This window comes from Ruminococcus sp. (assembly GCF_016283395.1).
In genome coordinates this window covers 1-2,229 of the sequence record NZ_JAEEMU010000065.1, presented here as the reverse complement: position 1 = coordinate 2,229, position 2,229 = coordinate 1, and the positions used below count along the sequence as shown (strand labels likewise).

Below are 2,229 nucleotides of genomic sequence, written 5' to 3'. Positions count from 1 at the left end.
TCAGAGAAAGCTTTATTTGCATAAACTTTACCTTTTATTTACTGTTTTCCTGACCTTTTCTTTACATCTGTCTGATGGAATAAGGACGGTGAAACACAGTAAAGGCTGTAATACAGAGATTTCATATCGGATAGCCCCGCCGTGATCATTGACAATGAGATACATATGTGATATAATTAACAAAGCACTGCAAATAAATGATATAAGGAGGATACTATGGAAATCCTGAAAGCAGAAAATCTCGTAAAAACATTCCAGATAAGCGAAAAACAACGTAAATCGCTGGGTATCAAGGACAGGCAGAAGGTCGCTGTTGACGGTGTAAGCTTTACCGCTAAGTCAGGCGAAGTATTCGGACTCATCGGTCCTAACGGAGCCGGCAAGACCACAACCATGCGTATGCTGGCCACACTTATCAAACCAAACAGCGGCGACGCACTTTACAACGATATCAGTGCAGTAAAAACGCCTGAGGCGGTGCGCTCGCAGCTCGCTTTCCTCACCACAGACCTCAAGCCCGATATGAAGTCTACTCCTAACTTAATGTACGACTTTTTTGCCGAGCTTTACCACGTTCCCGCTGATGAAGCAGCAAAGCGCAAAAAAGAGCTCTTTGCAGAGTTCGGCATTGATAAGTTTGCGGATACCATGATCTCAAAGCTCTCACAGGGACAGAGGCAGAAGGTATCACTGGTAAACTCGGTAATACACGACCCTAAGTTCGTTATTTTTGACGAGCCCACCAACGGCCTCGATATCATTGCGGCACGCGAGGTGCGCGATTTCATACTCAATATGAAAAAAGCGGGAAAGTGCGTTATCATATCCACTCACCTCTTTGACCTTGTTGAAAAGGTCTGTGACCGTGCAGCCATGATAATGGACGGTAAGATCGTTGTTGACGATACACTTGAGAATCTCATGCAGGGACGGCCTCTTGAAGACGCATTCTACGATATTTATACTGAATATATGAGCAAAAAGGGAGAGGTATGACCATGAGAGATATTATTACAGTTGCAAAAAAGGAACTAAGGGCATTTTTCGGCGATAAGGTCGTTCGTTTACAGATGATCCTCCTTCCTTTCGTTATAGTTTTCGGATATGGTATGCTTATGACAACGACGATCGATTCACAGAAGGAGTCGAAGGAAGAACTTGAAAAGCCGGTCGTTGCATACAGCATGAATGCTCCCGAAGCGTTCAATGATGTGCTTTCCGAGCTCAGGATCAAGCCCGCACCCGATAATGATATCGAAAAGCTGAAAAAGCAGGTGACAGATAAGGATGTAGACCTCCTTATGGTTTTCCCCGATGATTTCAAAATGTCAGAGCCGGGTTCAGCTGATCTTTCAAATATCGATGTATACTACAATTCGGAGAAGAACAACTCAATGGAGCTCTTTTCCAAGACAACGGTTCTGTTTACAACTATGCAGCCCCGTGTATTCACATTCAACGAGTCTGCTGAAAAGGAGTACAATCTGTTCGACAGCGTATCTCTCGTAAAGGATTTTCTCAGCGGTATCATTCCTCTTATGATATTCATGGCTGTATACATGGTATGTATGAGTATTGCCGCAAACTCCATCGCGGGAGACAAGGAAAAGGGCTTCCTCAACACTCTGCTGGTCACTCCCGTAAAGCGCGGACACATCGCAGCAGGAAAGTCGCTTTCAATACTTGTTGTATCCATAATCGCAAGTATCTCAGCATGTATCGGAATGGCAGTATCTCTCCCGAAGCTTTCAAAGTCTATGGAAATGACAGAGAATGCTTCATACAGCGTATCTGAGTACGTTATGCTCTTTGCCGCAGTAGTTACGGGTTCATTTGTGCTCGTAGCATTGCTGCTCATAATCTCAACACTTGCAAAGGACGTAAAGCAGGCAACAACTCTTTCGCCTATACTTCTGTTCGCTATTATGATCCCCTTGCTTCTCAGTACAAGCGAAAACTTTAATAAGAAGATTGAGGGTTTTGGCACAAAGAATTACATGATACCTGTATGGAACTCGATAAAAACGCTTCAGGACGTTATAAAGACAGAATATACAGCTGCAAGCGTAACTCTGACAGTCGTAGTCAACTTAACGGCTGCTGTTCTCGGAATATTCATCGTTGGCAGACTCTTCAACAGAGAAAAGATAGTTAACGGCTGATAACCGGAATACTGAGAAATAAGGGCGCACATTGTACGCCCAAAAACTTTTGCGTACAAAAGACATG

At 43.8% G+C, this 2,229-nt stretch carries 2 protein-coding genes; both read left to right on the top strand.

Translation table 11 applies throughout. The features are described 5' to 3' along the window. The first annotated feature begins 216 nt into the window (after positions 1-216). Complete coding sequence (locus QZZ41_RS15355) at positions 217-996, top strand: ABC transporter ATP-binding protein (protein WP_295074176.1); 780 nt, start codon at positions 217-219, stop codon at positions 994-996. Between the two features lie 2 nt (positions 997-998). Then, positions 999-2,162, top strand: coding sequence for an ABC transporter permease (locus QZZ41_RS15350; RefSeq protein WP_295074174.1), 1,164 nt, complete (start codon positions 999-1,001; stop codon positions 2,160-2,162). Positions 2,163-2,229 lie beyond the last annotated feature (67 nt).

What these genes read in the sequence shown, in the direction of transcription:
- QZZ41_RS15350 (WP_295074174.1), top strand. Translation starts at nt 999, where the DNA reads ATGAGAGATATTATTACAGTTGCAAAAAAGGAACTAAGGGCATTTTTC.
- QZZ41_RS15355 (WP_295074176.1), top strand. Translation starts at nt 217, where the DNA reads ATGGAAATCCTGAAAGCAGAAAATCTCGTAAAAACATTCCAGATAAGC.